The organism is Ignavibacteriota bacterium (assembly GCA_016707525.1).
Classification (GTDB): Bacteria; Bacteroidota; Ignavibacteria; order UBA10030; family UBA6906; genus JAGDMK01.
This window is the reverse complement of sequence record JADJHP010000016.1, coordinates 50293-75583: the sequence shown is the minus strand read 5'-3', so window position 1 is coordinate 75583 and position 25291 is coordinate 50293. Positions and strand designations below refer to the sequence as shown.

At 62.8% G+C, this 25291-nt stretch carries 19 protein-coding genes; 3 read left to right on the top strand and 16 right to left on the bottom strand.

What is annotated here, in order from left to right:
- Position 1: 1 nt before the first annotated feature.
- Positions 2 to 727, bottom strand: coding sequence for a 1-acyl-sn-glycerol-3-phosphate acyltransferase (locus tag IPI01_19800; protein ID MBK7259999.1), 726 nt, complete (start codon positions 725 to 727; stop codon positions 2 to 4).
- Positions 728 to 1170: 443 nt separating this feature from the next.
- On the opposite strand from IPI01_19800, the gene IPI01_19795 reads away from it, so the two are divergent.
- On the top strand, positions 1171 to 3426 hold the full coding sequence (locus tag IPI01_19795; GenBank protein ID MBK7259998.1) for an NADP-dependent malic enzyme: 2256 nt from the start codon (positions 1171 to 1173) through the stop codon (positions 3424 to 3426).
- 261 nt (positions 3427 to 3687) lie between these two features.
- Here IPI01_19795 and IPI01_19790 read toward each other — a convergent pair whose 3' ends face one another.
- From IPI01_19790 to IPI01_19725, 14 genes are all read right to left on the bottom strand, one after another.
- Positions 3688 to 4344: a hypothetical protein gene (locus IPI01_19790; protein ID MBK7259997.1), complete on the bottom strand. Its 657-nt coding sequence runs from the start codon at positions 4342 to 4344 to the stop codon at positions 3688 to 3690.
- Between the two features lie 14 nt (positions 4345 to 4358).
- Positions 4359 to 4823 (bottom strand): ferritin-like domain-containing protein, encoded by a 465-nt coding sequence (locus tag IPI01_19785; protein ID MBK7259996.1) that lies wholly within the window; start codon positions 4821 to 4823, stop codon positions 4359 to 4361.
- Between the two features lie 234 nt (positions 4824 to 5057).
- Complete coding sequence (locus IPI01_19780; GenBank protein MBK7259995.1) at positions 5058 to 7130, bottom strand: S9 family peptidase; 2073 nt, start codon at positions 7128 to 7130, stop codon at positions 5058 to 5060.
- Positions 7130 to 7678, bottom strand: a complete 549-nt coding sequence (locus IPI01_19775; GenBank protein ID MBK7259994.1) for a dCTP deaminase — start codon at positions 7676 to 7678, stop codon at positions 7130 to 7132. Before IPI01_19775 ends, IPI01_19780 begins: the two co-directional genes overlap by 1 nt.
- A 501-nt stretch (positions 7679 to 8179) precedes the next feature.
- On the bottom strand, positions 8180 to 9547 hold the full coding sequence (locus IPI01_19770; GenBank protein MBK7259993.1) for an aspartate aminotransferase family protein: 1368 nt from the start codon (positions 9545 to 9547) through the stop codon (positions 8180 to 8182).
- Positions 9544 to 11985, bottom strand: a complete 2442-nt coding sequence (locus tag IPI01_19765) for an AAA family ATPase (protein ID MBK7259992.1) — start codon at positions 11983 to 11985, stop codon at positions 9544 to 9546. Before IPI01_19765 ends, IPI01_19770 begins: the two co-directional genes overlap by 4 nt.
- A complete protein-coding gene (gene rodA, locus IPI01_19760) occupies positions 11985 to 13202 on the bottom strand; it encodes a rod shape-determining protein RodA (protein MBK7259991.1) in 1218 nt (405 codons plus the stop codon). Before rodA ends, IPI01_19765 begins: the two co-directional genes overlap by 1 nt.
- Before the next feature lie 3 nt (positions 13203 to 13205).
- On the bottom strand, positions 13206 to 15056 hold the full coding sequence (gene mrdA, locus IPI01_19755) for a penicillin-binding protein 2 (GenBank protein ID MBK7259990.1): 1851 nt from the start codon (positions 15054 to 15056) through the stop codon (positions 13206 to 13208).
- Positions 15057 to 15058: 2 nt separating this feature from the next.
- Positions 15059 to 15565, bottom strand: a complete 507-nt coding sequence (mreD, locus tag IPI01_19750) for a rod shape-determining protein MreD (GenBank protein ID MBK7259989.1) — start codon at positions 15563 to 15565, stop codon at positions 15059 to 15061.
- Complete coding sequence (gene mreC, locus IPI01_19745; protein MBK7259988.1) at positions 15565 to 16392, bottom strand: rod shape-determining protein MreC; 828 nt, start codon at positions 16390 to 16392, stop codon at positions 15565 to 15567. The genes mreD and mreC overlap by 1 nt, the downstream gene beginning before the upstream one ends.
- Before the next feature lie 27 nt (positions 16393 to 16419).
- A complete protein-coding gene (locus IPI01_19740) occupies positions 16420 to 17445 on the bottom strand; it encodes a rod shape-determining protein (protein MBK7259987.1) in 1026 nt (341 codons plus the stop codon).
- A 5-nt stretch (positions 17446 to 17450) separates the two neighbouring features.
- Positions 17451 to 18992 (bottom strand): bifunctional phosphoribosylaminoimidazolecarboxamide formyltransferase/IMP cyclohydrolase, encoded by a 1542-nt coding sequence (gene purH, locus IPI01_19735; protein MBK7259986.1) that lies wholly within the window; start codon positions 18990 to 18992, stop codon positions 17451 to 17453.
- 2 nt (positions 18993 to 18994) lie between these two features.
- Complete coding sequence (locus tag IPI01_19730) at positions 18995 to 19633, bottom strand: phosphoribosylglycinamide formyltransferase (protein ID MBK7259985.1); 639 nt, start codon at positions 19631 to 19633, stop codon at positions 18995 to 18997.
- Between the two features lie 40 nt (positions 19634 to 19673).
- Positions 19674 to 20612, bottom strand: coding sequence for an LD-carboxypeptidase (locus tag IPI01_19725; GenBank protein ID MBK7259984.1), 939 nt, complete (start codon positions 20610 to 20612; stop codon positions 19674 to 19676).
- 116 nt (positions 20613 to 20728) lie between these two features.
- Between IPI01_19725 and IPI01_19720 the strand changes: the two genes are divergently transcribed.
- Together IPI01_19720 and IPI01_19715 are read left to right on the top strand one after the other, a co-directional pair.
- Positions 20729 to 22453, top strand: a complete 1725-nt coding sequence (locus IPI01_19720) for a SpoIIE family protein phosphatase (GenBank protein ID MBK7259983.1) — start codon at positions 20729 to 20731, stop codon at positions 22451 to 22453.
- Positions 22454 to 22518: 65 nt separating this feature from the next.
- On the top strand, positions 22519 to 23409 hold the full coding sequence (locus IPI01_19715) for a prohibitin family protein (GenBank protein ID MBK7259982.1): 891 nt from the start codon (positions 22519 to 22521) through the stop codon (positions 23407 to 23409).
- Positions 23410 to 23609: 200 nt separating this feature from the next.
- Here IPI01_19715 and IPI01_19710 read toward each other — a convergent pair whose 3' ends face one another.
- Entirely contained in the window at positions 23610 to 25274 is a 1665-nt protein-coding gene (locus IPI01_19710) for a hypothetical protein (GenBank protein ID MBK7259981.1), read from the bottom strand.
- Positions 25275 to 25291: the final 17 nt, after the last annotated feature.

The window sequence follows — 25291 nt, the reverse complement described above, 5'->3', positions numbered from 1 at the left end:
GTCAATCCTCCTGGACGACATAATGGCTTTCGATGGCACTCCGGACGCGTTCCATGAGCACGGATTCGGCTTCGCGTTCGCTGCCCGCACCCTCCACCCGGATGGGTGCATCGAAGTGCAGGTGCACGGTCCCGGAGCGGATGCGCAGGGAGTGCTTCGGCACGAGTGCGTACGTGCCGTTGATGGTCAGTGGTATCACGGGAACACCGGAACGGGCCGCGAGGTTGAATGCCCCGCGCTTGAACGATTGCAGCTTGCCGTCGGACGTCCGGGTCCCTTCCACGAACAGGAGCACCGACGCGCCGCGCCGGATCTTGTCGACCGCTTCCTCGAGGCTTTTGCGTGCTTCCGTCCCGCGCCCCCGGTCGATACCGATGTAGCTCCCGTATTTCAAGCCCCATCCGAAGATGGGGATCTTCTCAAGTTCTTTCTTATAGACCAACCGGATATCATCCGGGACCGATGCGATCACCACCGGGATATCGAGCATGCTCGCGTGGTTGGCGGCATAGATCACGGAGGCACCGTGGGCGCAATGTTCGGCGCCGTGCAGTTCCACGCGTACGCCGCAGATCCGCAGGAGAAGCCGGGCCCAGACGCGGCCGACCCGGTGGTACAATTTCTGGTTCCGGTTGAAGGGCAGGGTAACAAAGGCGACGACCGCGATGATCGCGGTGACGATCGTGCTGACCAGGAACCGGAGGATGCTGAGAAGGAGGGACATCATGCCTCCCCACAGAGCAACGGGATGCGGGTGACGCGACGCGCAGAGTTCGGATCGGAGACACTGCTGACGTGGGATCGGGCCCCACAGGATGCCGGTACTATGACTGGTGTCCGGAGGGTGGTCACCGCGCAGCGTCTGTAGAATGGTACGTAGTGGTTTGTCTATCTTACGTAAAACACCCTTGAAAAGCAAGGTAACCGGGCCTGCCCTCTGGCATCCCGCTACGAACATCGCGGCGGGATGCTCACCCCAACACTGATGGTGCCTGCACGTCGTTTGGCAACATCAGTTGGTGTGGCACTATTCATCCCTTTCTCGTATCTTGCACCATAACCACTATGTCCCCGCCGCGGTCCGTCATCCGTACGTTGGTGTGAGTGGATGTCCGTGCACCGCGCTGGTCCTACCTGTTCCTGACAACATAAGGAGCTCCCATCATGGCCATGATCCGCAAGCAGGATGCGCTTGACTATCACAGCCTCGGCCGCAGAGGGAAGATCGAGGTCATCTCGAGCAAACCCTGCGCGACCCAGCGCGACCTGTCGTTGGCCTACACCCCGGGCGTCGCAGAACCCTGCCGGGAGATCGAAGCGAATCCCGATGATGCCTACAAGTACACGGCGAAAGGCAACCTTGTCGCGGTGATCAGCAACGGCACCGCCGTACTCGGGCTTGGCGACATCGGTGCGCTGGCCGGCAAGCCGGTGATGGAAGGCAAGGGTGTGCTCTTCAAGCGCTTTGCCGATATCGACGTGTTCGACATCGAACTCAATACGCACGATCCGGAAGAGATCATCAGGATCGTGAAGGCCCTCGAGCCGACGTTCGGCGGCATCAACCTCGAGGACATCAAGGCACCCGAGTGCTTCCATATCGAGGAGACACTCAAGGGGATGATGAACATCCCGGTCTTCCACGACGACCAGCACGGCACGGCCATCATCTCCGGTGCGGGCCTGCTGAACGCGCTCGAGATCGTCGGCAAGAAGATCGATCAGGTGAAGGTGGTCTTCAGCGGTGCCGGCGCCGCGGGCATCGCCTGCGCCAAGTTCTACATCACCCTGGGCGTGAAACGCGAGAACCTCATCCTCTGCGACACGAAGGGCGTGGTGTACAAGGGTCGCAAGGAAGGGATGAACCCCTACAAGGAGTTTTTCGCGATCGACACGACGGCCCGCACCCTGGCCGATGCCATGAAGGGCGCCGATGTGTTCGCCGGCGTGTCCGTGAAGGGCGTGGTGACGAAGGATATGGTGAAGTCGATGGCGAAGGACCCGATCATCTTCGCCATGGCCAACCCCGATCCGGAGATCATGCCCGAGGATGCGCTGAGCGCCCGGCCCGATGTCCTGATGGCCACCGGCCGGTCGGATTATCCCAACCAGGTGAACAACGTGCTCGGCTTCCCGTTCATCTTCCGCGGTGCGCTCGACGTGATGGCGTCCGCCATCAACGACGAGATGAAGATGGCCGCGGCACAGGCCCTTGCCAAACTCGCCAAAGAGGATGTCCCGGATTCCGTGATCAAGGCCTACGGCGGTGCGAAGATCAGATTCGGCAGGGACTATATCATCCCCAAGCCGCTCGATCCGCGCGTGCTGTTGTGGGAAGCCCCGGCGGTCGCGAAAGCCGCCATGGATACCGGGGTCGCGCGCAGGCCGGTCGCGGACCTCGACAAATACCGCGATTCCCTCGAAAGCCGCCTGGGCCGCTCGAAGGAGATCATGCGCGTGTTCATCCACAAGGCGCAGGAAGCACCGAAACGCATCGTGTTCCCCGAAGGCGTTGAAGAGAAGATCCTCCGTGCCAGCCAGATCATCCTGGATGAGGAGATCGCGACGCCGATCCTCCTGGGGAACAAAGAAGTGATCGAAGGGAAGATCAAGGCGCTGGATCTTGACCTCACCGGTGCGGAGATCGTGGATCCCAGGACGTCGGGACAGTTCGACGCCTACGTGCAGAAGTACTTCGACATGCGGAAGCGGAAGGGCATGACGCGGAACGATGCGCAGGATGCCCTCCAGCATTCCATCCCGTACGGTATGATGATGGTGAACGAAGGTGCGGCGGATGGACTCGTGGCCGGACTCACGCAGAACTATCCGGGCACCATCCGTCCCGCATTGCAGATCATCCGTCCGCGTGACGGCATCTCGACGATCGCCGGCATGTACATGCTGATCTTCAAGAATGACGTGCGGTTCATCGCCGACGCGACCGTGAACTTCGATCCGACGGCGGAGCAACTGGCGGACATCGCGATCCTCGTCGCGGAGAAGGTGCAGAGCTACAACATCGACCCGCGCATCGCCATGCTGTCGTTCAGCAACTTCGGCGGTACGCAGCATCCTTCCGCCCTGAAGATGGCAAAGGCGACGGACCTGGTGAAGAAGCGGGCACCGCATCTCATGATCGACGGCGAGATGATGGCAGACACGGCGGTCTCGACGGACATCCTCGAATCGCTCTATCCGTTCAGCTCGCTGAAGGGAAGCGCGAACGTGCTGATCTGCCCGAACCTCGAATCGTCCAACATCGCGTACAAACTGCTCGGGAAACTGGGCGGCGCGGAGCTGGTCGGGCCGATCCTCGTGGGTATGAAGAAGCCGGTGTACCTGGTCATCCCCGGGAACGAAGTGGCGGATATCGTGAACGTCACCGCCATGGCCGTCCGCGACGCGCAGGAGACCAAGAAGTAGTCGTCGGCAGGTTGCACGGTGTTAACAGACGCGGGGACCACGATGTGGTCCCCGCTTTGCATCTCTGCCGGTGAGAGCGTCGCTCGTTCTGCGGGTGACACGGTCGTCCGTCCGGATGGTACACTGGTCGGGGGTCCGGAGGTATGCCCCTCCAGCGGAAACTCGCGTCGGGTCCGGCTGGATGTGTGGTCTCTCCGATGTGGCTTCCCCAAGATCCGAGTTTCCGCTGGAGGGGCATACCTCCGGGCCCATCCGATGCCGCTACGGCGAATCGATGAGATCGCGAAGCCACGCCGCGGTGTCCCCGATGCACTCCTCGGCGAGGTAGTGCTCCGACGGATACTCCGTGTAGGTGAACGGCGCGTTCGCATGTTCGAAGAGCGATCTCGTATGGCGCGCGAATGCGATCGGGATCACAGGGTCGTGGATGCCGTGGGTGATGTGGAACGAGGTGCCGGCCAGTTCCTGCCACTTGAACGTGAGGTGCGGACCTTCGGGCACATAGCCGCTGTTGGCCGCAACGCCCCGCACCGAACCCGGATGGCTCAGTGCCTGCGCGAACGACATCACACACCCCATGCTGAAGCCGAACAGGAACAGCTTGTCCGCCTGCACGGGATACTGCGCCTTCACGTCGATGATGAACTGCGAGAGACGGCTGCAGCTTTCGGGGAAGCGCACCGGGTCGGGTTCGCCGATGGCACCGACGTCGTACCAGGTGTATCCGCCGTATTCATACGCGAACGGCGCACGCACGCTGATGACGAAGAGCCGTTCATCGAATGCCGAGGTCAACCCCAGCAAGTCTTCTTCATCCGCTCCGCGGCCGTGAAGGAAGATGAGTGCAGGATGCGGCCCCCCGCCGGATGATTCCGGCGGGAGGATCCGGTGAAAGAGTGTTGAGTCGATGGTCTTCATCGCGGGTGAGGGCGTCAGCCCTTCGGATACTCCTTGAGGTAGCCGCCGAACTCGACACGATGGCCTTCTTCATCGCCCAGCGTGGTGATGCACAGGTCCTGCGTCACATAGTCTCCCGCCTCGCCGCTCAGCTCGATGAGCTTACCGTAGTGCTCGATGGCGGCATCTTCGGCCGCGATGACGCCGCGGATGACCGCGGCCACGTCGGTGGTGTCCGTCGGCGGCTGCAATGCCTTCTGGTCCGGCTTGAACTGCAGTGAACCCGGCACCACCCCGCCGATCTGCTTGATGCGCTTCGCAAGAAGCTGTGCATGGCCGATCTCGGCGGTCACGTCGAGCGCCAGGCTCTTCTTGATCTCTTCGGCGCGCACGCCGTCCAGGTTGACGGAGTTCGCGATGTAATTGGTGACCGTTTCAAGCTCCATCCAGTAGGCACGAGTGAGCAGGTCGATGATCTGTTGGCGATACTGTTCTTTCATGGTGATCTCCTTTGTTTCGTTATCGGTGAATGAGCATCATGGGAGAGTGGCGCCTCCCGCAAGGGGTACAGTGCCTTGACGTCCGGATATGCGTGCCTTCCCGTTACGGCGCCAGGTCGAGAATTCAATGATCGTCCATGAATTCAGCGCCTTTGTCCCTCTGCGAGAAGGCCTGCGGCTCCCCCGTCTATGGTCTTCTAAGAACACCATCGGGCCCGCCGGGGTTCACTCCCCCTATTTCAGGTATTCCGCAAGCCAGCCGAAGACCGTCCGGTGCCAGAGTTCGCTGTTCGCGGGCTTGAGTACCCAATGGTTTTCATCGGGGAAATACAGGAATTTCGACGGAACGTTCTGGCGCTGCAGGGCCGTGAAGAGCTGCATCGCCTCGGTGTACGGGATCCGGTAATCGAGTGCCCCATGGATGACCAGGGTGGGGGTCCGGAAGTTCTTCGCGTACACGTGCGGTGAGAACCGCCGGTATTCCTCAGGCTTGTCCCACGGCGCTCCGCTGTGGTCCCATTCGTCGAACCAGACCTCGTCCGTGGACCCATACATGCTTTCGAAATTGTAGACACCATCATGGGTGATGAGTGCGCGGAACCGTTCGCCCCCGTGCCCCAGGATCCAGTTCACCATGTATCCGCCGAACGAGGCACCGGCGGCCGCACGGCGTGTGGAGTCGACATACGGGAACGACGAGACCGTATCCAGCCCCTTCATCAGATCGATGTACACCTTGCCACCCCAGTCGCCGCTGATCTCATCCGTGAACTTCTGCCCGAATCCCGTGCTGCCGCGCGGATTGGGTGCGAGCACGACGTATCCCTGCGCCGCCCAGAGGACCGGGTTCCAGCGATAGGACCATCCATCGCCCCACGCTCCCTGCGGGCCGCCATGGATCATCAGGACCAGGGGATATTTCTTTGCGGGGTCGAACTGAGGCGGTTTGTGCAGCCATGCCTGCACGCGTGCACCTTCCGCGCCGGTGAACGTGATGTACTCGGGCTCCGGCATATTCAACTGCGCGAATACCGCATCGTTCACGCCGGTGACGGGCCTGAGGCCCTTGCCATCGACGCCGGCCGTGTAGATCTCCACGGGACGTGTGACGCCGACACGGCCGAACACGAGGAACGTGCCTTTCGGATCGATGCTGAGATCATGGTTCGTGCGGCCATCCACGACCTTCTTCACATCGTTGCCCGCGATCGTGACCGAGAAGATCGGCGTGCGCGCCCGCTCTTCGGCATCGAAGTACAGCTTCTTGCTGTCGGGCGACCACACCGGAGTCCCCACCGCGGCATCGAAGGACGACGTGAGGCTCTTCGTGGTCCCGGCTTTCCGGTCATACAGCATCAACTGCCAGCGGTCGCCTTCAAAGCCCGGGCGTTCCTGCGCCCGGTAGGCGATGTATTTGCCGTCCGGTGAATAGCACGGGTAGCCGTCGGCCGCCGGGTTGGTGGTGAGCTGACGCGGCGTGCCGCCTGCAACAGGAATGGTATAGATGTCGTGGTTCGTGTTCCACGCCTCTTCCCGGATGGGGACAGGCGTGGCGGTATAGGCGATCTCTCTGCCATCCGGGGAGAATGCGAAGTCGGTCCCGGCGGAGAACGTCGACGACGAAGGCACCGCATCGCGGTCGCCCGGCGTAAGGTTGCGCGGCTCTCCGCCGGCCAGCGGCTGGAGGAAGATGTGCTGGCGCTTCCCCTCGACCCAATGGTCCCAATGCCGGTAGAGGAGGCGCGTGAAGATCTGTGCCTTCACCTTGCCGCTCTCCAGTTGCTCGAGCTTCTTCTTGTTCTGTTCGTCGCTCTCCTTGAACGGAAGGTGCGAGTACTCGGGGAAGACCTCCGACACATACGCGAGGATGGTGCCGTCGGGCGACCACACGGCCTGCGATGCGCCGGTGGAGAGCGTGGTGAACTGCCGCGGTTCGCCGCCATTCAGGTTGATGAGCCAGATCTGGTTCTCGCCGGAGCGGGACGACTCGAACGCGATCTGCGCGCCATCAGGCGACCAGACCGGGTTGCGGTCGGAGGCGGCATTGGTGGTGAGCTGGCGATGGGTCTTGCCATCCACCGAGGAGATCCAGATATCGGCGCTGTTCTTGTTCGCCTTCACATCGGGCGTGCTGACCGTATAGGCCACCCATTTCCCGTCGGGCGAGAGGGCCGGGGCTGCGATACGTTTCATCGTGCCCATGTCTTCGATGGTGACCGGCCGCTTCGTCTGCGCCATGCCCGTGAGGGACAGGGCGAGCATCAGAACGAGCAGCAGTGCGGTGGAGCGGGTCTGGCGGATGCGCATCATTTCTCCTTTGGCAGGAAGTTCTTCCACATCATGGATTCAACCGGTTTGTCGGTGCGGGCCGCATACTTCGCGTTGGCCTTGGCGCGGTACAGGGTGGCGACGTCTCCCGCCACTTCAAAATAGATGAGCTGGCCGATGGGCATCCCCGCATACACGCGCACGGGCATCTTTACCGAGATCTCGAGGGTCCAGGTGTTGCAGAAGCCGATGTCGCCTTTGCCCGCGGTGGCGTGGATGTCGATGCCGAGCCTGCCGATGCTGCTCTTCCCCTCGAGGAACGGGACATGACGGTGCGTTTCGGTGTACTCCTCCGTGACGCCGAGATAGAAGCGGTGGGGGAGGAGGATCATCCCCTCATCAGGGATCTCGATGTAGTCCACCTTGTTGTGCGTCCGGGCGTCCAGCACCTCGTCGCGGTATGTGGCGAGGGTCCTGCCGAGGTGGACGTCGTACGAGTTGGAGCCGAGGCTCGCGGGGTCGAAGGGCTCGACGACGATGGTGCCGCGCTTCATCTCTGCGAGGATCTGGGAATCGGTCAGGATCATGTGACCCCTGGTGTGGTGCTCATGTGGATCGTGGATGGTGTGCTCGTTTCGGCGCCGGGGAGTGCCCCTGATACGGAACTCGGATCTTGATGAAACAGCGTGTGCTCGGTTCTGGCGCCGGGGGAGTGCCCCTGAAACGGAAACTCGGATCTTGAAACACCAGTGTACGTCATCTACAACGGGCCGGGGTATCTCGCGCGAGTTTCCGTTTCAGGGGCACTCCCCCGACGCTTCCACCAGCGTCGCCCGACTCCGGCTTTCCCAAACGCTGGCAAACCGGTGTGGCGGCCCGGTGTATGCCCCTCCAGCGGAAACTCGCGTCGGGCGCGGCTGGATGCCTGGGAGCCCCGATGCCGCTTCCCCAAGATCCGAGTTTCCGCTGGAGGGGCATACACCGGGCCGCAAGGCAACGACCTCCCCACGGAGTTTCCGCGAGGGAGATGATCCGCGCCCAAGGCAGCATCGACGTGCGACTGGCGGACGATCCTCTGCCCGGCAGCGTCACCGATGGCGGACGTTCGTCTGGCCGATCACCAGGCGCAGCGTGTACCGGCCCGCAAGCTTCGTGTGCGTCAGGAACATCGTCCCGTCCGCGTTCAGCAGCGCGTGCAGCCGCGTATTCAGCGCGTCAAGCGCCACCGGGTCCGTTACCGACGGCGGCGCGTACCGGAAACAGATCACGTTCAACGGCACGGGGGCAAGCAGTTCGAAGTCCGGCGTCGCCCGCATGGTGTCCGCAAGCTTCTGTGCCATGGCGATATGGTTCCGCAACACCGCCTGCAGCCCGGAGACGCCATAGCTCCGTATCACGAACCACAGCTTCAGCGCGCGGAAGCGCCTGCCGAGCTGGATCCCCCAGTCACGATAATTGTTCACGCGGTCGCCTTCGGGGGTCTTCAGATACTCCGGCAGGATCTCGAACGTCCGCACAAGCGCGCCCGGATCACGCACGAAGTACGCCGAACAATCGAAGTTCGTGAGCATCCACTTGTGCGGATTGAACACGACGGAATCCGCTGCGTCGATGCCTTCCGCGATCCACCGGCACTCGGGGAGGATGAGTGCGTTGCCCGCGAACGCTGCGTCGCAATGCAGCCACACCCTGTGCCTCCGGCAGATATCCGCGATGGCGGGTACCGGATCGAGCGCTGTGGAGCCGGTGGTGCCGATGGCAGCAACGACACAGAGCGGCGTGAGGCCCTGCCTGATGTCCGCGGTTATGGCGGCGTCCAGCGCGGAAGGATCCATCGCGTACGCACCATCCACCTGGATCTTCCGGAGGTATTCCCGTCCGATGCCGGCGATCTTGACGGCCTTTTCGACCGAGGAGTGGGCTTCGGACGAACAATAGACGGTGTACCGCATGTCCGGAGCAAAGCCGCGCTCATTGACCGCATATCCCGATCGCTGCTCGCGTGCCGTGAGAATGGCGCACAACGTGGCGGTCGATGCCGTATCCTGGATGACCCCGGTGAAGGTCGGTGGAAGTCCGATCATGGACCGCAGCCACTCCATCACGCGCTGCTCGAGTTCTGTGGCGGCGGGCGATGTGGCCCAGCTCATGCACTGCGCCCCGAGTGTGGCGGTGAGCATCTCGCCGAGGACCGACGGCGGACTGCTGTTGGCAGGGAAGTACGCGAAGAACGACGGATGCTGCCAGTGCGTCATCCCCGGAAGGATGATCGAACGGAAGTCGTCGAAGATCCGGGGGAACGGTTCGGGTGCCTCCGGAGGAGCTGCCGGGAGCTGGTCGATGATCGCGCGCGGCGGGATGTCCGGCTTGACGGGCAGCTTCTCCACCCCCGCCATGTAGTCCGCCATCCAGTCGACGATCTCATGTCCGTATGTGCGGAACTCTTCCGGCGTCATTGACCGAATGTCTTGTTCTTCCGTGCGTATTCCGTGAGGCGCTTGTCCACGAGTGCGTGCATGCTTCCCGGCGTGTATCTGCCGCGGCCTTTGCGGCTCCCCGCCTTGCGGCCGGTCAGCAATGCGATCCCCTCGTCAATGGTCGTCACCGCATAGATGTGGAAGCGTCCCGCCTCCACCGCCGCAACGACGTCGTGGCGCAGCATGAGGTCCTGGACGTTCTGCACCGGAATGAGGACGCCCTGGCTGCCGGTCAGCCCGCGCGCGGCGCAGACATCGAAGAACCCCTCGATCTTATGATTGACGCCGCCGATGGGCTGGATCTCGCCATGCTGGTTCACCGATCCGGTGACGGCAAGGTCCTGGCGCAACGGCACATCCGCAAGGCTCGAGAGGAGCACATAGATCTCCGCGGAGGACGCGCTGTCGCCGTCGACCCCGGAATACGACTGCTCGAACGCGAGGCTGGCACTCAGCACGAGCGGCTTATCCTGCGCGTACTTCCAGCCGAGATAGCCGCTCAGGATATACACGCCCTTGTTGTGGATCGGGCCGCTCATGGCGGCTTCGCGCTCTATATTGATGATGCCCGCACGGCCCATCATGGTCTTTGCCGTGATACGGGACGGGCGGCCGAATTCGTGTTCGGCAAGCTGATACACCGAGAGGCCGTTGATCTGTCCGACCACCGCCGTACCGGTGTCGATCATGATCGAACCGTCCTCGATCATCTCCTGGATCTTGTCCTCGACCATGTTCACACGGCGCGTACGCTCGTCGATCGCCCGGCGCACATGCACATCCGACACGCGCTCTGCCCTGTCTTTGGAGGCCCAGTGGCTCGCCTCGCGGAGCACGTCGGCAAGGAGGCTGAAGCGGGTGGAGAGTTTCTGCTGGCGTCCGGCGAGCCGTGCACCGTACTCCACCATCTCCGCGGCGGCGCCGAGCTCGAGCGGGAGGAGTCCCTCCTTTTCACAGAAGGAGCGGATGAAGGAGACATACGAACCGATGGACTTGGCGTCGTTCGCCATCTCGGTGTCGAAGTCGGCGCGGACCTTGAAGATCTTCTTGAAGTCCTCATCGAGACCGAACAGCAGATGGTAGATGTGCGAGTCGCCGATCATCACGACCTTCACATTGATGCTGATGGCTTCCGGCTGCAGGGCAGAGCTTGTCCCGAAGAAGCCGTTCTCGTACGACTGGATCTCCATCTGACGGGTGCGGAGCACGCGCTTCAGCATGTTCCATACGCCAAGCTCCGTGAGGGCGTCCGTTGCATTGATCACGAGATACCCGCCGTCGGCCTTGGCCACCGATCCCGCGCGTACCCTCGTGAAATCCGAGCGCCAGACACCGTTGCGGTCCACGACGCGTTCGATAGTACCGAACAGGTTCTTGAAGCGCGGATTGGCCTCGAAGATCACCGGGGTGCCGGTGGTTTCGGCATTGTCCACGATGACGTTCACTTCATACTCCATGAACGTCTCTTCCTCGGCCGGTTCCCCCGGTATGAGCGAATGATGGGAAGGGTCATCGCGCTGCTGGAACCGGTGGAGGTTGTCGAGGATGTCCCGCTGTGCATCGGTCAGATAGTCCTGCACCCGCGGCATCGTGTAGCGGTTGCGGAGTTCCTCCATCATCTCTTCCACGACCGGGACGATGATGCGGTGGTTGAGGTCGTCCAGGGACTTCTTCGCCTTGCGCTCGATGTTGCGCATCTCGCGCATCACGAGGTCCATCTGTTTCTCGAGCTCGCCCTGCCGCACCTCCATGAGCTTCAGCTCGTCGGCGGACATGTCGCCCGCCTCCACACGGGCCGCAAGCTGGTCCATGGAGGAAGGCGCGCCGTCGATGAGCGGGGCGATCTCCGGGCGGTTGCCGCCGCCGGCCTGCATCTGCACCACTTCGAAGCCCCGTTCCTTGACCTTCTTCTCGAAATCGCGCAGGACGCTGCGCTGACGGTTCTGGAAATGTTCGAGGGTGCTCTTCCGCTGTTCGGCGTAGCGACGGCTTTCGAAGACGGACGGGATCGCCTTCGTGAGCTCGGTGAGCATCGTGCTCATGTCCTTTTTGAAGTCGCGCCCTTTGCCGGCGGGGAGGGTGATGAGCACCGGTGAATCCGGATCGCGGAAGTTGTGCACGTAGCACTTGTCCGTCAGTTCCGCCGGACGCTGCTCGATCTCCTTGAGCAGGCGCCTGATGGTCGTCGTGCGCCCGGTGCCCGAGAACCCCGTGACGAAGACGTTGTAACCGTTGTGCTTGATGTCCAGCCCGAGTGCCAGCGCCTGGAGCGCGCGGTCCTGGCCGATGATGTCGTGGAGCGGCGTCACATCGTCGACCTTCTCCACCCCGATGGCGGCAGTGGTGCACCGCCAGCGGAGCGACGACGCCGGGAGTTCGAGGGGATGGCGTGTGCGGGTCGCGGGTGTTGTTTTCATCAGTACTCTTTGCGGTTGGTGTACAGGTTCATCAGGATGCCGACCATTGCTGCATTCGAGAGCAGGGACGATCCTCCGTAACTCAGGAAGGGGAGAGGGACCCCGATGACGGGAAAGAGGCCGAGGGCCATGCCGATGTTGATGAACACGTGCGTGGCAATGGTGGCGGTCAGCCCGATCGCCACGTAACTTGCGTACTTGCTTTTCACCTTCGAGGCCAGCGTCACCCCGCGCATCAGGAAGACCGCGAAGAGTACCAGCACCGTGGCCGCGCCGATGAACCCGAATTCCTCGCCGGGCACGCAGAAGATGAAGTCCGTCCACTGCTCCGGGATGAAGTTCAACTGCGTCTGGGAGCCGTGCAGGTAGCCCTTGCCGAACACCCCGCCCGAGCCGATGGCCACTTTGGATTGCAGGATGTTGTATCCCGCGCCGAGGGGATCGGCCCCCGGATCGAGGAACGTGTCGATACGCCTCTGCTGATACGGCTTCATGCCGTCGTAGATGAACTGGACCGAGATCCCCACCAGGACCATGAACGAGAAGACGACGGCGGCGACGAGCCGGTGTTCCTTCGTAAGATAGATGAGCACGCCCATCACCGCGACCACGATCAGGAAGGGCGTCGTGCCGAACAGCGCGCCCACTGCCGCTGCCGCCGGGGCTACGACGGAAAGAAGGGTGAACTGTGATGCACCGCCCCAGTACATGACAGCGAATGCCATGCCGCCGTAGATGACGGCGGTGCCGAAATCGGGCTGCATCATGATCAGCGCCACCGGGGCGAGCACGATGCCACCGGCAAGGAACAGGTCGCGCGGGTTCCGCAGGCTGACATCGCTGCGCGACAGGTACGACGCCAGTGCCAGCACGGTGGTGATCTTGGCGAACTCCGATGGCTGGATGCGGAACGATCCGAGATTGAACCAGCTCGTCGACCCGGACACGGTCTTGCCGAGGAGGAGGACGATCACCAGCAGGAGAAGAGAGAAGAGCCAGGCCGGTATGGAGATGGTCTGCAGCAAACGGTACGGGAAGAGCGCCATGGCGATGAGCACGACCGTGCCGGCACCCGACCAGGCGAGCTGCTTGAAGAAGATATCCGACGCGCGCGCATCATAGGTGGCGCTGTACACCGAGACGAGCCCGATGATCGTGAGCAGGAGCGACGAGATGCCTATCTGGAGGTCGAAATGGCGCTGAAGATAATTGAGCATGCGTCAATCACCTCCGGTGATGGACGGTGTCTGATGCGTTGCCTCGGCGACCGCAGGGCGGGGCGCAGCCTTGGCGGGCGGTGGCGATGCACCCGCGGGGCCGAACAGATAGCGTTCCATGCACTTGCCGGCGACGGGAGCGGCGTGCGAACCACCGAACCCTGCATTCTCGACAAGGACACAGATGGCGATGCGCGGATCGTCGAACGGTGCAAATCCCACGAACCAGGCGTGGTCCGGGCCGTGCGGATTCTGCGCCGTGCCGGTCTTGCCTGCAACCTCGATGCCTTTGATCCTGGACATGCCGCCCGTGCCGCCGGGGAGTTCAACGGCACGCCGCATCCCTTCACGGACGATGGCCCACGTGGGGATGGCGACGCTGAGCCGGCGGCTCTGGAATGCAAGCGTGTCCACGGTGCCGGTGCTCCTGCGGCGGAAGCCCTGCACGGCGTGCGGCTGATGATAGTCGCCCCAGTTCGCAAGCACCATCGCATACGCGGCCATCTGGAGCGGCGTCACGCCGAGTTCCCCCTGGCCGATGCCGAGGCTGGGGAGGAACCCGCGCGTCCAACCGCTGGGCCCGTAGCGCCTGTTCATGTATGCCGTGGACGGCAACAGGCCGGGGTTCTCTTCCGCGATGTCGATGCCGGTCAGCATCCCGAACCCGAGCTCACGGCCGTAGTACGCCCACTCATCGAGTCCCGTTTTCAGCATGAGCTGATAGAAGTACACGTTGCACGATTGCTGGATCGCGCTGATCATATCCACGGAACCGTGGACGTGCAGGTCTTTGAAGACCTTGTTGCCGAGGCGGAATCCGCCGGTGCAATGGACGCGCCACTGCGGGGTGACCTTCCCGGTCTCGAGCGCGGCGATCGCAAGCACCATCTTGAACGTCGACCCCGGAGGATAGCGGGTGAGGGTCGCACGGTTGAAGAGCGGCCGCTCGGTGTCGCTGTTCATCGTGCGCCAGATCTGCGGGGGAGTAACGCCGCTGAAAACGGACAGATCATAATCCGGCGAGCTGACCATGGCGAGCACACCGCCGTCGCGCGGGTCGAGGGCGACCACCGCGCCGCGCCTGCCGGCCATCAGCGACTCCGCGAATGCCTGCAGGCCAAAATCCATGGTGAGCGCAAGGTCCTTGCCGTCCACCGCCTGGACATCGAGCTTGCCGCTCTCGAATCCGCCCACCACCTGTCCGCGCACGTTCACCGTACTGAACTCCGCGCCCTTCTTGCCGCGGAGGCTTCCCTCATAGCCGCCCTCGAGCCCCGAGGAACCGACGACGTCGCCCTGCGTGTATTCGCCGCCCAGTGCGCGGATCTGGTTCTCCGAGATCTCCTTCGTGTAGCCGAGGATGTGCGATGCATGGGCGGGTGTGACATACCAGCGTTTCGATTCCACCTGGTAATCCACGCCGGGGAGGCGGTCGCGGTTCTCTTCGAGCACGGACAATTCGCGGAAGTCGATGTCGCGCTTGATCTTCACCGGCGCGAAGCGGGAGTATTCCTCGCCCTGCTTGATGCGGGTGCGGATGAACGTGGTATCGAGCGAGAGGACCCGCGCGATGAAGCCGAGCTTGCGCCGGTCGAACTCGTAGGGCATGATGGTCACCGTGAACGACGGGCGGTTATCCACCACACGGGCGCCGTTCCGGTCGTAGATGTAGCCGCGGATCGGCTCGCGGGGGATGACGCGGATGCTGTTCTCTTCCGACTTCTTGCCGTACTCATCGCTGTAGAACATCTGCAGTTGGAAGAGGCGGCCGAGGAAGATGATGAAGACGAAGCCGATGACCACGTAGAGCGCCCGGCGCTTCTCATAGATCTGTATGTCATCCTGCAGGGCCATGGTCAGGAATGCACCCGCCGTGAGAAGATGAACATGGGCAGCAGCGCGAGAAGCCCCGTGTAGATCGTGGCGGGGATGCCGTAGCGGAGCACGACGGATTCGAGGGGGATGTCGGACCCCTGGAGGGAGACCAGGAAGTAGAACTGGTTGTGCACCAGGGCCGTGATCGCAACGATGATCGGGAAGCGCGATGTCGAAAGGGTCTGCAGTGTCTTGTTCTCGCTGAACGCGTACCCGGCGAGGAACCCGGCAAGGGTCTTGGTGAATGCCGAAAGTCCGAGCATGCTGTCGCCGCCCATGAGGACATCCAGGATGAGCCCGAGGAAGAATCCGGCGGTCGACCCGGCGATGTGTCCGCGCGTGATGGCAAGATACACGATCCAGATGAGCACGGCATCGGGGACGATGGTGCCGACGGCCACATAGGGGAGGATCATGGTCTGGAGCAACAATGCCGCCAGCGAGATGAGGACCAGGAGGGCGGGCCGTATCACGGGAGCGGAGGTCATTACCGGGCCTTTCCCTCGAGCACGATGCGGTTGGAATCCGGCAGGACGGTCGCCACGAACACTTCCTCCATGCGGTCGAAATCCACGGAGGGTTTCACCATGATCTCCTGGAAGAGGTCGCCGGGCACATCGCGTGTGGAGGAGACCACGCCGATGCGGATACCGCCGGGGAAGAGGCTGCTGAATTCGGACGTGATGACCACGTCGCCGGTGGTCACATCGGACGTCTTCGGGACGTTGATCATGCGCAGTTCCCGGCCGCCCGTCCACCGGATGATGCCGTTCACCCTGCTCCGCTGGATGCGTGCGCTCACGCGGAGGTCCTGATGGAGGACGAGCTGCACGATGGCATAGTGCCCGCTGGTGGAGGTCACGCGCCCGGCGAGCCCGTGGTCGGTCACCACCGGCATGCCGGCTTTGATCCCGTTCTCGGTTCCGGCGTTGATGGTGACGGTATTCGTGAGGGCCTGCATCTGGGTCCCGACCACGAGCGCGCTGACGTACGCGAATGCCGGGCGTTCTTTCAGTCCGACCATGGCGCGGAGCCGGATGTTCTCGATCGCCGACTCACGGAGCATGTTCACTTCGTCCGCGAGGAGGATGTTCTGCTCGCGCAGGGACCGGTTCTGGCCGGCGAGGGCGAAGTAGTTCGGGATGAAATCGAAGGTGTTCTGGAGGAGGCCGGCCGCAGCGAGCAGATTGCTGCGGATACCCTTCACCTGATGGCTCGTGTTCTGCGCGAACAGGACGAGTGCGATCAGGAGATAGAGCGCGAGAAGGGCGTACTCTTTGAATTCGACAAGAAGATCGTAGGCACGTTTCAGCATGGCGCCGTCATTGCTCCGGCATGTGCCTCAATAGCGTTTGCTCTTGAGAAGCACCTTCGAGTATTTGTTCAGGTTCTCGAGAATGCGCCCGGTGCCGCGGACCACGGCAGAGAGCGGATCTTCGGACACGTGGACGGGAAGCTGGGTCTCGAGGCGCAGGCGTTCGTCCAGCCCGCGCAACAGGGCCCCGCCGCCGCTGAGCATGATGCCGCGGTCGAGGATATCCGCCGACAACTCCGGCGGGGTGCGTTCAAGGGAAAGCTTGACGGCTTCGATGATCTGGGACACGGGTTCGCTGAGCGATTCACGGATCTCGACCGAGCTCGCTTCGGTGGTCTTGGGGATGCCGTTCACGAGGTCGCGGCCCTTGACGCGGATCGAGACCTCTTCCTTCAGCGGCATGGCGGAACCCACCTCGCACTTGATCGCTTCCGCGGTACGTTCGCCGATCAGGATGTTGTGATTCTTCTTGAAGAACTGGATGATGGCGTTGTTCAGCTCGTCGCCCGCGATGCGGATGGATTCTTCATTCACGATGCCGGAGAGCGCGATGACCGCGATCTCGGTCGTTCCGCCGCCGATGTCCACGATCATGTTGCCGACCGCCGCCTCCACATCGAGGCCCACGCCCACCGCTGCCGCCATGGGTTCGGCCACGAGATGCACCTCTTTGGCGCCGGAGTGCTCCGCGGCGTCGCGCACCGCACGCTTCTCCACCTCGGTCACACCGCTCGGCACGCTGATCACGATGCGGCGGCTGGGCATCCAGTTCGCATGGATCTTGCGGATGAACTCGCGCAGCATGCCTTCGGCGATCTCGAAATCGGCGATCACGCCGTCGCGCATGGGCCGGATCGTCCGGATATCCCGGTGCGTTCTCCCGAGCATCTGCTGCGCCTCATGCCCGATCGCGACGATCTTCTTCGTGTTGCGGTCGAAGGCCACGATCGACGGCTCGTTGAGGACGATCCCCTTGCCCTTCATATGGATCAGGGTATTGGCGGTGCCGAGATCGATGGCGAGGTCGGCGGAGAAGAATGAGAACAGGCCCATGGGCGTTAGTGTCTGAAGTGTCTGGTACCGGTGAATATCATGGCGATGTTGTGTTCATCCGCCGCGGCTATCACCTCATCGTCGCGTACGGATCCCCCGGGCTGAATGACGGCTGTGGCACCTGCGCGCACGGCTTCCAGAAGCCCGTCGGCGAAGGGGAAGAACGCATCGGAGCCTACCACGGAACCCTGCAGCGACAGGCCGTAGTCGGTCGCCTTCCGGACGGCGACGCGGGATGCATCCACGCGCGACATCTGTCCCGCGCCCACACCCAGCGTACGGTCGGGGCCGGCGTAGACGATGGCGTTGGATTTCACATGCTTGGCGATCTTCCACGCGAAGCGCAGCGCACGCGCCTCGTCGTCGGTGGGTGCACGTTTCGTGACCACCCGGAATCCTTCTTCCACCGGCGGACGCACATCCGGTTCCTGCACCAGGAAGCCACCGGGAACGCTGCGCACATCGGGATCGCGGCGCTGCCGGAGGTCGCCGCGCAGCGTGATCAGCCGGCGGTCCTTCTTCTTCTTGAGCAGTGCGAGGACATCGTCCGGGAACGCCGGGGCGATGATGACCTCGGTGAAGATCTTGTTGATGAGCTCCGCGGCCGAGAGGTTCAGGGGGCGGTTGACGGCCACGATGCCGCCGAACGGCGATGCCGTGTCGGTGGCGAAGGCGCGTTCGTAGGCTTCGTCCAGCGTTGCACCGGTGCCCGCACCGCAGGGGTTCGTGTGCTTCACGATGATCGCCGCCGGCTCGTCGAACTCCGCGGCCAGTGCCGCCGCCGCCGAGACGTCGATGATATTATTGAAGGAGAGCTCCTTGCCGTGGAGCTTCTCGAAGAGCGATGTCCATGTGCCGTACAGTGCTGCCTGCTGGTGCGGGTTCTCGCCGTAGCGCAGGGGGAGCTCGCGCGGCGCGGCGACCTGGAACGACGTCGGGAACACCGCGTCCGGTTCCGCCTGACGGTCGAGATACCCGGAGATCACCGCATCGTAGGCTGCCGTGTGCCGGAACACCTCGCGCGCGAGCGCGAAGCAGGTCTCTTCGCTGATGCTGCCATCGCGTGCCTGCAACTCCTGCATCACCGCTTCATACCGGTCCGGGTTGGTGATCACGGCGGTATGGCGGAAATTCTTCGCTGCCGAACGGAGCATCGACGGCCCGCCGATGTCGATCTGTTCGATGGCGTCCTCGAGTCCGATGCCCGGCTTCGCGATCGTCTCCGCGAACGGATAGAGGTTCACGACCACCATGTCGATGGGCGTGATCTTGTGTTCTTCAAGCTGGCGCACATGCTCGGGGTTGTCGAGCACGGCGAGCAGTCCGGCGTGGATCACCGGATGCAGGGTCTTCACGCGGCCGTCGAGGATCTCGGGGAAACCGGTGACGTCCGAGACCTGGCGCGCGGAGATGTTGTTCTTCTGGAGGAACGAGAGGGTACCGCCCGTGGAGATGATCTCGACGCCGCGTGCCTGCAATGCAGAGGCAAAGGCGATGAGCCCGCGCTTGTCAGAAACGCTGATGAGAGCCCGGCGAATGAGAGGCACAGCTACTCCTGGGATGAACGTATATGAACGTGGGTCCGGCCCGGTTCTACCGTGATCCGGCCCTCTGCAACCAAGCGTACGGCTTCGGGAAGGATGTGATGCTCCATCTCCAGAACGCGTGCCGCGAGCGATTCGGGGGAATCGGATGCCAGCACCGGCACGGTCCGCTGGATCACGATCGCACCGTGGTCGTACTCTTCATCCACCATGTGGACCGTCGCACCGGTGAGCGGCTCGTGCGCGGCAAGGACCGCACGGTGAACGTGCAGCCCGTACATCCCGGTGCCGCCGAACGACGGCAACAGCGCCGGATGAATATTCAGAATGCGGTTTCGAAAGGCGGCAATGATGGGAGCGGGAAGGAACTTCATGTACCCCGCCAGGACGATCAGATCTGCACGCGCCTCCCGCAACGCAGCAAGCATCGCTGCGCAGTACGCTTCGTCCGATGCGTACGTCTTCCGGCTCCACTGGAGCACTGCTATTCCATGCCGGCGTGCATGCTCGAAGATACCGGCATCGGCGTTGTTGCTGACAACGAGAACACACCGGACATCCCGCAGGCGACCGGCATCAATGGCATCCAGTAAGGATTTGAAGTTGGACCCACGTCCCGATCCAAACACGGCGATATTCAGCATGCTTGCATTGTAGCACTATTTTGACAGAGATTCAACCTGGCTATTTTACCGCGCCTTCGAGGAATTCGAGGGTTCCTTCGCCTGCATCGAGCTTCGCCCGGACACCCATCGGAATGGTCATCTTGTGCGCCTCATGGCCGAAGGGGAGGTGCGCAAGGAAGGGGGGCGGGCACATCCCGCCGAACTCCCGGAGGACCTCGTCCACGGTCAGGGTCGGCTTGGAGGCGTCTTTGATCTCACAATCGGTGAACTGCCCGCCAAGGACCCCCTTCACCTGGTCCAGGATCTTCGCGTGCCGCAACTGGGTCAGCATCCGGTCGATCCGGTACGGCTCTTCCCCGATGTCCTCGATGAACAGGAGGGCGTCCTTGAAGGAGGGCATGTATGCCGTCCCCACCGCCCCGGCCAGATGGGCCAGGTTACCGCCAAGGAGGCGCCCCGAACCTTTGCCTTTCCGGAGCGTCACGGACGGGTTGCCGGCGGGGATGACCGACCCTGCCTTCTTCGGCGACGTGAGGAGGCGCCAGAACAGCTCTTCGGTGGAGGCGTCGAGCCCGTCCGGCATATCGACCCCCACCATCGGTCCCTGGAACGTGACCAGCCCGCACTTCTTCCACAGGGCAAGCTGCAACGAGGTGATGTCGCTGTAGCCCACGAAGACCTTCGGGTTCCGGGCGATCAGCCGGTAGTCCAGCAGCGAGAGCAGTCGGGGGGTACCGTAGCCGCCGCGGATGCACATGATGGCCTTGACCTCCGGGTTGGCGAACATCCCGTGCAGGTCGGCCACCCGTTCCTCGTCCGTTCCGGCAAGGTACCCGTAGCTGTTCAGGATGTTCTTGCCCGTGGTGGTGCGGTAGCCGAGACGCTCCAGATAGGCGATGCCCTGCTCGATGCGTGCAGGATTGGCGATACGGCTTGCGGGGGAAATGATGCCGATGAGGTCACCGGCCTTCAATCTGGGTGCCTTGAGGGGTTCCACGGGTTCTCCGTTTGGTAGGGAATGAGCACAAAATACTCAGCATTCGCGGCAAATGCAAAGGGCCGTCCGCTTTCCCCTTGACTTTGCAGGCCGTTGCCTTTATGTTGGCATTCACCATGCCTCCACCGAAGAATAGCACCGCCCCCAAGCGGCTACGTTACAATGTTCTCCTCGAGACCCTCACCGATGAGGAGTTCCAGGATGTCCGCGAGAAGTTCATCGAACGGACCTACGCCCCGGATGAGGTGATCATCGAGGATGAAGGCTACGGCGATGAGGTGCACTTCCTGGTGGAAGGGCGCGTGCGCATCTCCAAACGCATGGCCGGCGGCGATGACCAATTGCTCGCCCTCCTGCATCCCGGCGACACGTTCGGCGAACTGGAGCTGATCGCCGGCCGGCCACGGTCGGCACGGGTCGTTGCGCTGGAGCGCTGCATCACGTACGTGTTGCGCAAGGCGGACTTCGAGCAGTTGCTGTATCGTTCGCGCGAGCTCGCGGTGCGCCTGCTCCAGGTGCTGAGCATCCGGCTGCGTGCGACGAACAACCGCTTCGTCCATGAATCCGCCCGCCGCGCGGAACAGAACCGCCTCGAGGTGCACAAACTCGAGCAGCTCATCGAGGCCGCAAAGAGCCTGAACTCGACGCTCGACCTCAACGAGCTGCTCGACATGCTCGTGGACTTCGCGCTCCGGATCACCGACGGCGACCGTGGCACCGTGTACATCATCGATGAAGCGACGCAGGAAATGTGGACGCGGGTGGCGAAAGGGCTCGATGGCCTGAGCCGCGTCACGATCCGCATGCCCATCGGCAAAGGGATCGCGGGGTACGTTGCGGCGACGGGCGATACGATCAACATCCCGGACGCCTATTTCGATCCGCGCTTCAATCCGGATTACGACCGGCAGACCGGGTACCGCACGGCATCGATCCTCTGCCTGCCGATCCGCGTGAAGAGCGGCAAGATCATCGGCGTCTTTCAGCTTCTCAACAAGCACACCGGCGTCTTCACGGAGGATGATGCGCGCATCATGAGCGCATTCTCCGTCCATGCCGCGATCGCGCTGGAGAACGCGCGGTTGTACGAACAGGAGCGCGAGAAGATCCGCATCGAACGCGATCTGCTCGCCGCACGCGAAGTGCAGATGGGCCTGCTGCCGGCACACATGCCGGCGATCCCCGGATACGAATTCGCCGCGACCGCGATGCCGGCGCGTGAGGTCGCGGGTGACCTCTATGATTTCATCCGGCTCGACCCCGCGCACATCGGCATCAGCATCGGCGATGTCTCGGGCAAAGGACTTCCCGCGGCACTCCTGATGGCGCACATCCAGGCCTCCGTCCGGGATGTCGCACATGAAGCTTCGGATGCCGGGTCCTGTCTCACCATGCTGAACCAGCGCCTCGTGGTCAGCACCGCACCGGAGAAGTTCGTGACCCTGGTGTATGGTATCCTGGATTCGCGGGACCATACGTTCCGGTACTGCAACGCCGGACACAATCCTCCGTATCTCGTCTCGGCGGGCGGGGAACTCCGCCAGCTCGAGGCCGGGGGAACGATCCTTGGCATCGTCGACGGCATGGAGTACACGGAGCAGTCCATGGTCTTTGCGCCGGGCGACATGCTTGTGCTGTACACGGACGGGATCTCCGAGGCGATGAATGTGCGGAAGGAGCTGCTCGGCGACGAACGGCTGCAGGAGATCTGCATCGGTCAGCAGGCCATGCCGGCCTCCGCGGTACGCGACACCATCCTGGATGCGGTCATGAAGCATCAGGCGGGTGAACTCGCGGCGGACGATATGACCGTCCTGGTGATCCGCCGCCTCCCCGCATAACGTCGTATCCATCACCGGCGGCGCCGGCCGGCGCACGCCATAGCCATCATTCAGAGGAGCATACCATGCTGTTCATCCTGAGTATCGTCGTCGCGGTGATCGCCTTCATTTCCTGGCGCGCCGCCGCAAAGAAGGTCAAGGAGGGCAACCCGACGTTCCGTTCCCTCGCCACGATCACCGTTCTCGTGTGCACGTTCTTCACCGTCGTTGCGCTGACGCAATTTTTCACCCAGATACCGGCGGGACATGTGGGCGTCGTGGACCTCTTCGGTATCGTCTCGGACAGGACACTGCCGCCCGGGATCAATGTGGTCAATCCGCTCGCGCGTGTGCATGAGTTCTCCGTACAGACCCGCGAACACAAAGAAGCCATGGAGGTCCTGTCGCGGGAAGGCCTCACCATCGGGCTGGAGATCAGCGTGCTGTACCGCCTGAATCCGGATTCCGCGGCGCGCGTGTATCAGACCATTGCCGGCGGCGACTTCGAAACGATCGTCCTGATCCCGCAGTTCCGGTCCATCAGCCGTTCCGTGACCGCCAGTTTCCAGGCCAGTGCGCTCTATTCGACCGAGCGTGAGAGGCTGGGCATGGCCGTGCAGGAAGAGCTCGCACGCACGATCGCCCCCCGCGGCGTGATCGTGGAGACCACCCCGCTGCGGAACGTTGCGCTGCCCACGCAGTTGACGGAAGCGATCGAGCAGAAGCAGCGTGCGGATCAGGAAGCCCAGCGGATGGAGTTCATCCTGCTGAAGGAACGTCAGGAAGCGGACCGTAAGCGGATCGAAGCGAAGGGTATCGCCGATTTCCAGACGATCGTGGCGGCCGGCATCAGCGAACAGCTGCTGCGGTGGAAGGGCATTGAAGCGACGGAGAAGATCGCGCAGTCGCCCAATACGAAAGTCGTGATCGTCGGTGCCGGGCGGGATGGGCTGCCGATCATCCTGGATACAAAGTAAGAGCGCTTCGCGCGAGGAAAAGAGAGACGGAAGCCGGGGAGGCCTAGTCCGCCTGAGCATCAGGGCCTGAAGCGCCGGGAAGAAGGAAGAAGGCATAAAGTAGAAAGCGTCAGGTACAAGGAAGAAGGTAGAGGGATGAAGGGACCGCGTACGGCAGCCGGTGAGGCTTCCTTCGCCCTTCCTCCTTTTGCCTTCTTCCTCTATTGTATGGGTATCGTCACCCTGCACACCGTCCCTTCCCCCTTCACACTCTCCACATCCAACGTCCCCTTGTGCTGTGCAATGATCTGGTGCGCCATCGGGAGCCCCATCCCCGTGCCGTCCGGCTTCGTCGTATAATAGAGGTTGAAGATCTTCTCCATCGCATCGGGTGGTATCCCGTGGCCTGAGTCTGCCACGGTGATCGACAATCCGTCGGCATCGACGCGCGATGCCAGCGTCACCGTGCCGCCGGCAGGCGTTGCCTCCAGTGCGTTGAGCAGGAGATTCAGCAACGCCTGCGTCATCTGGCCCCGGTCAAGAGGCACGGCCGTGTCGCCCGCCGATGTGGCACTGAAGCGCACCCCCTTCGCCTTCATCTGGCTCTCGACGAGCGTGGCGCAGTGGGTGATGAGTTCGCCGGGGACCACCGGTTCGAGCTGGAGGCGCGGCGGGCGCGCGAACCGGAGGAACGTGCCGATGATCCCGTTGACGCGGTCCGCCTCGCTCCGCAGGACGCCGGTGAGCGTCCTGTATTCTTCGGCATCCTGCGCCGGTGTGAACTCGTGCGCGAACCGTTGCGCGATCATGGCGATCGCATTCAGGGGATTCCGGATCTCATGCGCCACCCCCGAGGCAAGTTCACCGAGGGCAGAGAGCTTCTCGGCGCGCTGCAGTTCGCGCTGCACGCGCTGATAGTTGCGGTTGGCAATGATCGCCACCGTGGCCAGGGAGGCGAGGAGCAGGAGGACGAACAGGACGATGATCATCCTCCGTTGCATCCGGTCCTCGGCGGCGCGGACCTCTTCCATGGAGAGGCCGAGGCGCAGCACGCCCAGCATCGACCCTTCGATGGCCAGCGGGTGCACCACCTCAAAGACCGTGGTCTCGCCGAAGTCCGTCTCGCGGGTCAGCGTCGTGTCCGAGGACATCGCCAGGTCCAGGAACGGGTCCGCATCGAACGACGAGAGTTCCTTCACCTCGCCGCTCGCCGCGATGATGCCCTGCTGATCCTGCAATGCCGCGAACACGATCCCGCTATTGTCCCCCAGGTCCCGGATCAGCTTTCCGATGCCGATGCGCTTGCGGAACTCGAGCAGCTCGGCGGCGTCCAGGTTCAGGACGATCGCGCCGCCTTCCGGGCGGTGGCGGCGGACGGCGACGGCGTAGCGTTGCCCCTGCTCCATCCGGGCATCCTTCAATCCGATGACCATCACCGTGGTATCGCCGCGGAGAATGGGTGCGATCACATCCGCGGGCCGGTGCCGTCCTGCACCAATGCCGTGCCCTTCCTCTGCACGATGGTTGGAGAGCACCTTGTTGCCGGCAGGATCGAAGATGTTGATGCGGAAGATATGGTTGGCCTCTGCTATCGCCGCGAGGCGCTGTTCCGTCAGGGGCCCGGTGCGGTCAAGCTCGGCGATGAACCATGCGTTGTTCAGCAACCGCTCGGTCAGCAGGGCTTCGTTCTGTTCGGTGGAAAGGATGGTGTTCACGGAACTCTGATGGACCACTTCGACGAGCCCGAGGGCCTCTTCGTGGACGACATGGGAGAGTTCCTTCTTGCTCCGGTCGAGTTCCCAGAACGCGGAGAAGACGAGAAGGGTCCCGACCGTTGCCGTGACGGCGATCAGGACCCGGGGGCGTATGTTGACAGCGAAGGGCATGGGGATCGTGCTGCCAA

Excerpts from the sequence above, each read along its gene's own strand:
- IPI01_19800 (MBK7259999.1), bottom strand. The coding sequence starts at position 727 with ATGATGTCCCTCCTTCTCAGCATCCTCCGGTTCCTGGTCAGCACGATC.
- IPI01_19795 (MBK7259998.1), top strand. The coding sequence starts at position 1,171 with ATGATCCGCAAGCAGGATGCGCTTGACTATCACAGCCTCGGCCGCAGA.
- IPI01_19790 (MBK7259997.1), bottom strand. The coding sequence starts at position 4,344 with ATGAAGACCATCGACTCAACACTCTTTCACCGGATCCTCCCGCCGGAA.
- IPI01_19785 (MBK7259996.1), bottom strand. The coding sequence starts at position 4,823 with ATGAAAGAACAGTATCGCCAACAGATCATCGACCTGCTCACTCGTGCC.
- IPI01_19780 (MBK7259995.1), bottom strand. The coding sequence starts at position 7,130 with ATGCGCATCCGCCAGACCCGCTCCACCGCACTGCTGCTCGTTCTGATG.
- IPI01_19775 (MBK7259994.1), bottom strand. The coding sequence starts at position 7,678 with ATGATCCTGACCGATTCCCAGATCCTCGCAGAGATGAAGCGCGGCACC.
- IPI01_19770 (MBK7259993.1), bottom strand. The coding sequence starts at position 9,547 with ATGACGCCGGAAGAGTTCCGCACATACGGACATGAGATCGTCGACTGG.
- IPI01_19765 (MBK7259992.1), bottom strand. The coding sequence starts at position 11,985 with ATGAAAACAACACCCGCGACCCGCACACGCCATCCCCTCGAACTCCCG.
- rodA (MBK7259991.1), bottom strand. The coding sequence starts at position 13,202 with ATGCTCAATTATCTTCAGCGCCATTTCGACCTCCAGATAGGCATCTCG.
- mrdA (MBK7259990.1), bottom strand. The coding sequence starts at position 15,056 with ATGGCCCTGCAGGATGACATACAGATCTATGAGAAGCGCCGGGCGCTC.
- mreD (MBK7259989.1), bottom strand. The coding sequence starts at position 15,565 with ATGACCTCCGCTCCCGTGATACGGCCCGCCCTCCTGGTCCTCATCTCG.
- mreC (MBK7259988.1), bottom strand. The coding sequence starts at position 16,392 with ATGCTGAAACGTGCCTACGATCTTCTTGTCGAATTCAAAGAGTACGCC.
- IPI01_19740 (MBK7259987.1), bottom strand. The coding sequence starts at position 17,445 with ATGGGCCTGTTCTCATTCTTCTCCGCCGACCTCGCCATCGATCTCGGC.
- IPI01_19730 (MBK7259985.1), bottom strand. The coding sequence starts at position 19,633 with ATGCTGAATATCGCCGTGTTTGGATCGGGACGTGGGTCCAACTTCAAA.
- IPI01_19720 (MBK7259983.1), top strand. The coding sequence starts at position 20,729 with ATGCCTCCACCGAAGAATAGCACCGCCCCCAAGCGGCTACGTTACAAT.
- IPI01_19715 (MBK7259982.1), top strand. The coding sequence starts at position 22,519 with ATGCTGTTCATCCTGAGTATCGTCGTCGCGGTGATCGCCTTCATTTCC.
- IPI01_19710 (MBK7259981.1), bottom strand. The coding sequence starts at position 25,274 with ATGCCCTTCGCTGTCAACATACGCCCCCGGGTCCTGATCGCCGTCACG.